Source organism: Parabacteroides sp. AM58-2XD, assembly GCF_003463685.1.
Lineage (GTDB): Bacteria > Bacteroidota > Bacteroidia > Bacteroidales > Tannerellaceae > Parabacteroides > Parabacteroides segnis.
This window is the reverse complement of the sequence record NZ_QSDP01000172.1, coordinates 1-7,155: the sequence shown is the minus strand read 5'-3', so window position 1 is coordinate 7,155 and position 7,155 is coordinate 1. Positions and strand designations below refer to the sequence as shown.

5 protein-coding genes are annotated in these 7,155 nt (G+C 51.5%); all 5 read left to right on the top strand.

Going from position 1 to position 7,155, the window contains the following annotated elements:
• Positions 1 to 142: 142 nt before the first annotated feature.
• The 5 genes from DXA15_RS24045 to DXA15_RS24025 all read left to right on the top strand — a co-directional run bounded on the left by DXA15_RS24045 (position 143) and on the right by DXA15_RS24025 (position 7,103).
• Positions 143 to 748 (top strand): GNAT family N-acetyltransferase, encoded by a 606-nt coding sequence (locus DXA15_RS24045; protein WP_087395694.1) that lies wholly within the window; start codon positions 143 to 145, stop codon positions 746 to 748.
• Positions 749 to 754: 6 nt separating this feature from the next.
• Positions 755 to 1,879, top strand: coding sequence for an efflux RND transporter periplasmic adaptor subunit (locus DXA15_RS24040; RefSeq protein ID WP_122114894.1), 1,125 nt, complete (start codon positions 755 to 757; stop codon positions 1,877 to 1,879).
• Entirely contained in the window at positions 1,876 to 4,989 is a 3,114-nt protein-coding gene (locus DXA15_RS24035; RefSeq protein WP_122114895.1) for an efflux RND transporter permease subunit, read from the top strand. The genes DXA15_RS24040 and DXA15_RS24035 overlap by 4 nt, the downstream gene beginning before the upstream one ends.
• A 1-nt stretch (position 4,990) precedes the next feature.
• On the top strand, positions 4,991 to 6,349 hold the full coding sequence (locus tag DXA15_RS24030; protein WP_122114896.1) for an efflux transporter outer membrane subunit: 1,359 nt from the start codon (positions 4,991 to 4,993) through the stop codon (positions 6,347 to 6,349).
• A gap of 328 nt (positions 6,350 to 6,677) precedes the next feature.
• On the top strand, positions 6,678 to 7,103 hold the full coding sequence (locus tag DXA15_RS24025; protein WP_122203732.1) for a hypothetical protein: 426 nt from the start codon (positions 6,678 to 6,680) through the stop codon (positions 7,101 to 7,103).
• Positions 7,104 to 7,155 lie beyond the last annotated feature (52 nt).

Here is a 7,155-nt window from a genome sequence, read left to right as displayed (position 1 = left end):
CGGAAAAGTGCGGCCGTGTGGATAATGGTGACACCATAACGGACTCTATGGATATAGAGAAACGTAGAGGAATTACTGTCCGGGCTTCTACGACATCTATTATCTGGAAATACACGTTAATTTTGCACCCTAAAATTGCTATATGATTATTAAAACAAAGAATCTTATAATCAGAAACTTTCAGGAGAAGGATGCCGTGGGCTTATTGGAATACCTCTCCCATCCACGTGTTAATTGCTTTGCTGACGATCGTCTGTATTCAGAGGAATCTGCGCTGGCTTATATATCCAATACTCCAAAGGATATGTTACGCTATGCCGTATGTCTGAAGGAAGACGATTTCATCATTGGTGATGTTTTCGCCTTGCGTGAATATACTGATACATTTAGTGTGGGCTGGCACTTCAACCAACGCTTTGAGGGCAAAGGACTGGCCTACGAAGCGGCAACAGAATTTTTGGACTACCTCTTTTGTGATGCCGGTGCACGGCGTGTTTACGGATTTGTCGAAGACGATAACTTGCGGTCGAAAAGGTTGTGCAAACGCCTCGGAATGAGGTATGAGAGATGTATGAAAGAGTTCATATCGTTTGTATGTTATCCTGACGGGACACCACGGTATGAGGACACCTGCATCTATGCGATATTGAATAAAGAATGGACGGAACAGCGAGAGCAGAAGCCAAATTCACTTGGATTATGCCGAGTCGTGACGGACATGCACGAAATGAATGAAAAAAAACAATAAGGACTAATGATGAATAGACGAACATGGATTGCCGGTATCACGGCAACGATCCTGCTGGCTGCTTCATTGGCAGCCTGCAAACAGGAACAGCAAGGAGAGGAAACAGGACAGGCACTGCCCGTCATGGTGGTTTCTTCCCAACCAATTGAATTTGAAGAAACCTATTCCGCTTCGATTCGTGGGCTACAGGATGTGGACATCATACCTCAAGTATCGGGTCGCATCATCCGCCTATGCGTGAAAGAGGGAGAGCAAGTAAAAACAGGGCAAGTGCTGGCTGTCATAGACCAAGCGCCCTATCAGGCTGCGCTGCGCATCGCAATCGCCAATGTCAGTGCGGCACAGGCAAAAGTGGAAACAGCGCGTATTGAACTGAACGGCAAACAGTCGCTGTTCGACGAAAAGGTCATATCCGATTACGAACTGTCAGTTGCCCAAAATCAATTAGTAGTGGCACAGGCAGAGCTGGAACAAGCAAAAGCTCAGGAAGCAAATGCCCGAAACGAACTGTCATACACCGAAATCAAGAGCCCGAGCAACGGGGTTATAGGCACTCTCCCTTACCGCATCGGCGCACTCGTCGGTCCGACCATCGAACAACCATTTACAGTGGTGTCGGACAATTCGGAGATGTATGCCTATTTCTCCATTTCGGAAAACAAACTTAGGCAGTTCGAGATCCGATACGGTTCTATTGACAGAATCATAAGCGAAATGCCTCCGATTAGCCTCCAACTTAACAATGGTTCCGTCTATGGGAAACAAGGGAAAATAGAGACAATCAGCGGAACAGTCAATCCCACGACCGGTGCCGTACAGATAAAGGCCCTGTTTCCCAACATCAACAGGCATCTGCTGAGCGGGACCATCGGCAACGTCATCCTGCAAGGACTGAATGAGGATGCCATTCTGATTCCCATGACCGCCACCGTGGAGCTACAGGACAAGATTATCGCTTACCGCCTTAAAAACGGAAAGGCCGAAGCTGCCTACTTGACCGTGGACCGCCTGAACGACGGCAACCACTTCGTTGTAAAGCAAGGATTGTCCATCGGCGACACCATCATAGCCGAAGGCGTGGGGCAGGTAAAGGAAGGAATGAACGTCACACCTAAAACCGTAGCCCCATGAACCTGCGCTTCTTCATAGACCGCCCGGTGTTTTCGGGCGTTATCTCCGTGGTGATTGTCCTGATGGGAGTTATCGCCATGAAAACCCTCCCCGTGGAGCAATATCCCGACATTGCGCCTCCGACTATCAACGTGTTCGCCACCTATCCCGGTGCCAATGCAGAGACAGTGCAGAAAGCCGTGATAGTCCCTTTGGAAGAGGCCATCAACGGCGTGGAGGACATGACCTACATGACCTCCACGGCATCCAATACGGGCGATGCTTCCATCGACATCTATTTCAAGCAGGGTGCCAATGCCGACATGGCGGCGGTCAATGTGCAAAACCGCGTGAACGGCGTGTTGAGCCAGCTTCCGGCGGAAGCGACCAAGACCGGCGTCACCACCGGGAAGCAGCAGAATGCCGAGTTGCTGACATTCGCCCTCTACAGCCCCGACAACCGTTTCGACCAGACCTTTCTCAACAATTACGTGAAAATTAACGTAGAGCCGCGATTGAAACGTATCGGCGGTGTGGGAAAGGCACAACTGTTCGGTTCCAACTACAGTATGCGCCTTTGGCTTCGTCCTGACAAGATGGCGCAGTACGGACTGATTCCCGATGACATCTCCTCCGTGTTGGCGAAACAGAATATAGAGGCGGCAACCGGTTCATTCGGAGCCAATCACCCCACGGCAAATGAATACACGATGAAGTATCGCGGCCGCCTCTCCACGGCGGAAGAGTTCGGCGAACTGGTCATCAAGTCCCTGCCCGGTGGTGACGTGCTTCGGCTGAAAGATGTCGCCGACGTGGAGTTGGGCGATGAATTCTACAACTATTCCACCGAGGTGAACGGACATCCGGCTGCCATGATGCTCATCAACCAGAAAGCGGGTTCCAACGCTTTGAGCACCATCAATGAGATTCACGAGGTGCTCGATGAAATTGAACGCGACCTGCCGGAAGGGGCGGAGTTCGTGGTGCTTACCGATACCAACAAGTTCCTGTATGCCTCCATCAATTCTGTCATACGGACGCTTATCGAGGCGATACTTCTGGTTATCGTGGTGGTGTATGTGTTCTTGCAGGACATCAAGTCCACGCTCATTCCCACGGTTTCCATCTTCGTCTCCATCATCGGCACGTTTGCCGTGATGTCGCTGATAGGCTTTTCCATCAACCTGCTTACGCTTTTCGCCCTTGTGCTTGCCATCGGTACGGTGGTGGACGATGCCATTGTTGTGGTAGAGGCGGTGCAGGCGAAGTTCGACGAGGGCTATCAGTCGCCGGTGCTTGCCGCCGATGATGCCATGAAGGGCGTTTCGTCCGCCATTCTTACCTCTACCATTATCTTTATGGCGGTGTTTATCCCTGTGGCAATGATGGGCGGTACTTCCGGGGCATTCTATGCCCAGTTCGGTATCACGATGGCGGTTGCCGTGGGCATATCGGCTATTAATGCCTTTACCCTTTCACCTGCGTTATGCGCTTTGTTCCTGAAACCTTATATTGACGAGCACGGAAACATGAAGAACAATTTTGCGGCACGCTTCCGCAAGGCTTTCAATGCCGTTTTCGACCGTTTGAGCCGCCGCTATGTACGTGGTGTACTGTATATCATCCATCGCCGGTGGCTGTTGTGGGGAACGATTGCCGCCTCGTTCGGGTTGCTGGTCTTGCTGGTCAATATCACGAAGACAGGACTTATTCCGCAGGAAGACACCGGCACGGTGATGGTAAGTATGAACACAAAGCCCGGTTCCTCCATGGCGCAGACCAACAAGGTGATGGCGCGTATCAACAGCCGTCTTGACAGCATCCCTGAGATTGAGTACAGCGGAGCGGTTGGAGGATTCTCATTCAGCGGTTCCGGCCCTTCACAGGCCATGTATTTCATGACACTTACAGATTGGGACCGGCGCAAGGACGAAGGGCAATCGGTGGACGACGTGATAGGCAAGATTTATGCCGCCACCGCTGATGTTCCCGATGCCACGGTGTTTGCCATGTCGCCGCCGATGATTGCCGGCTACGGCATGGGCAACGGTTTCGAGCTTTACTTGCAGGACAAGACCGGTGGCGATGTCACTGCATTCAAGAAGGAGGCGGACCGATTCGTGGAGGCATTGTCCCGCCGTCCCGAAATCGGAGAGGTCTATTCGTCTTTTGCCGCTGACTATCCCCAGTATTGGGTGGACATCGATGCGGCGAAATGCGAGCAGTCGGGCATATCTCCCGCCGATGTGCTGTCCACGCTCTCCGGGTATTATACCGGGTCGTATGTGTCGGACTTCAACCGTTTCTCCAAACTCTATCACGTCACCATGCAGGCACCGGCGGAGTACCGCATAAATACGGAGTCGCTTAACCGGATGTACGTGCGTACTTCCGATGGCAGCATGGCACCGTTGAGCCAGTTTGTGCGCCTGACCAAGACCAACGGACCTTCCGACCTTACGCGCTTCAACCTTTTCAACGCCATCGCCATCAACGGTTCTCCGGTATCGGGCTACAGTTCCGGCCAGGTCATCAAGGCGATTGGCGAGACGGCACGTGAGGTGCTTCCCGCCACTTGCAGCTATGAGTTCGGAGGCTTGTCGCGCGAGGAGAGCAAGACCACCAACAATGCCGCATTGATATTCATCCTCTGCATGGTGCTGATATACCTGATACTTTGCGCCCTCTACGAAAGCGTGTTCATCCCCTTTGCCGTGCTACTGTCCGTGCCTTGCGGACTGATGGGCAGCTTCCTGTTCGCGTGGCTGTTCGGGCTGGAGAACAACATCTATATGCAGACCGGACTGATTATGATTATCGGACTGCTTGCCAAGACCGCCATCCTGCTGACCGAATATGCCGGCAAGCGGCGGTCGGAAGGCATGACTCTGTCACAGGCGGCATACAGCGCGGCAAAGGTTCGTCTGCGTCCCATCCTGATGACCGTCTTGTCGATGGTGTTCGGCCTTATTCCGCTGATGATGGCTCATGGCGTGGGTGCCAACGGCAGCCGCTCGCTCGCCACAGGCGTAATAGGCGGCATGATAGTGGGCACATTGGCGTTGCTGTTCCTCGTGCCGTCGCTGTTCATCACATTCCAATATATTCAAGAACAGGTTAAACGTAAATAAAATGAATAAGATAATCCTATCTATATTATCAACTCTGATGCTTACCGGCTGCGGCACATACAGCCGGTATCATCGGGCTGACCTCCCGACAGAGGGTCTGTACGGGGACATCCCGGAAAATGTTGATACAACAACCCTCGCATCCATTTCATGGCGGGAGATGTTTACAGATCGGGAACTCCAGTCTTTGATTGAGATCGGGCTTGAACGGAACACCGACCTCAACGTGGCGCGTTTGCGCGTTGAAGCGGCAGAGGCGGCTTTGATGACGGCCAAACTGTCCTATCTTCCGTCTTTGGGAATCAATGCCGAAGGTGGCATCAGCCGCTACGACGGGGCTACCGCAAAGACATACAATGTCGGAGCGAGTGCAAGTTGGGAGCTTGACATATTCGGCAAGCTTACGGCTGCGAAGCGTGGCGCGGTTGCCGCACTGCAAGGAAGCCGTGACTATCAGCAGGCCGTGCAGACACAGCTTGTCGCCACGATAGCAGACAGCTATTACACACTTGCTCATCTTGACGCGCAGATAGCGATAAACAACCGGACTTTGGAAAACTGGCGGGCTACCGTGCGCACGCTCGAGGCGTTGAAAAAGGTGGGCAAGGCAAATGAAGCCGGTGTGTTGCAGGCAAAGGCAAACGTGATGCAACTCGAATCATCGCAACTGGCTATATGCAAGAGTATCGCCGAAACGGAGAACGCCTTGTCTGCCATACTTGCCATGCCGTCACACGCGATTGAGCGGAGCGACTTGACCAAAGCCTCTTTCCCTGATACCATATCTGTCGGAGTTCCCATGCAGTTGCTTTCCAACCGCCCCGATGTGCGTCAGGCCGAAATGGAAGTGGCTCAGGCGTTTTACGCCACCCACGTAGCCCGCACAGCCTTCTACCCCAATATCACCCTTTCGGGCACATTGGGTTGGACTAACAATGGAGGTGGGGCGATTACCAATCCCGGGCAATGGCTACTCAATGCCATCGGTTCCCTGACGCAGCCATTGTTTAACCGGGGCGCGAATATCGCCAACTTGAAGATTGCCCAAACCAAACAGGAAGAAGCCAAATTATTATTCCAACAATCATTGCTGAACGCGGGGAAAGAGGTGAACGATGCCTTAACCGCATGGCAAACGGCTAAGTCGCAATATGAAATAAACACTCGGCAGGTTGAGACCTTGCGTGAAGCGGTGCGCAAGACGGAACTGCTGATGAGCCATTCCGGTACCACCTATTTGGAGATATTAACTGCCCAACAGTCACTTCTTGAAGCAGAACAATTGCAACTGCAAACCTCTTTTGAGCGCATACAGAGCATTATCAAACTTTATCATGCATTGGGAGGCGGTAGGAGTTAAGACCTAAAGTGTAAATGGATTTTATAAATATTGATATAGCCCTCAAACATAGTGCATACCTGTAACATTTGAGAAATTATCAAATATCTCTCATTAGATTATAGTGATATAGTTATTTGTACATAAGTGTGCTTTTTGAGAATATCTATGGCGTGATGACTTCCTTTTACAGGGAGCATTGCGCTATTTTCATATAAATTATTCATTAACAACATCCGAAGTATGGAGATAAATCCATTCATCCGAAAACTTATTCCTTTTTTTTACAGGGAAGTTTTCTACCCGGCCCGTAAATGGTGATGCAGGACTGAACCACCTGCGCCAACTGTTGCTGGAAGCGCACAGAGAGTATCAGGACTATGTAGCCACAGGCGTAATGACGCTGCGGGTGTTTGCCTTGCAGTTCCTCGACGGTCATCATTATGCCGAAAATGACAACGCTGCAGACAAGAACATCCACCGCAAGGCGTTGGGTGCAATCGGCATCCTCCTGTTGGAAAGAACCGACCTTGTCAAACAATTCTTCACCCGGTCTTCACTGGAAGCCCCAGATATAGATAAGGTGATATTCCTTGTCTATACGGAACGTCGTGATGACGGAAAGCAAAATCCGGGAACATCCGGAACCGCCTCTGCGAATCGGGTGCAGGAACAAAGACTCTCGTGTGCAATCCGAGCCGAGGACATGCCACTGCTTGCTGACTGCCTTGTCCTCGATGATGATTGTGTCACGTTTCATGGCTTTTCTTTTTAGATGGTGCAACCTGCAAATTCCTCGACGCCGTTCAATCTTGCGGCAAGGTTCT

Bases quoted from the DNA above. Each gene is read 5' to 3' on its own strand.
- DXA15_RS24045 (WP_087395694.1), top strand. From the start codon at position 143: ATGATTATTAAAACAAAGAATCTTATAATCAGAAACTTTCAGGAGAAG.
- DXA15_RS24035 (WP_122114895.1), top strand. From the start codon at position 1,876: ATGAACCTGCGCTTCTTCATAGACCGCCCGGTGTTTTCGGGCGTTATC.
- DXA15_RS24030 (WP_122114896.1), top strand. From the start codon at position 4,991: ATGAATAAGATAATCCTATCTATATTATCAACTCTGATGCTTACCGGC.
- DXA15_RS24040 (WP_122114894.1), top strand. From the start codon at position 755: ATGATGAATAGACGAACATGGATTGCCGGTATCACGGCAACGATCCTG.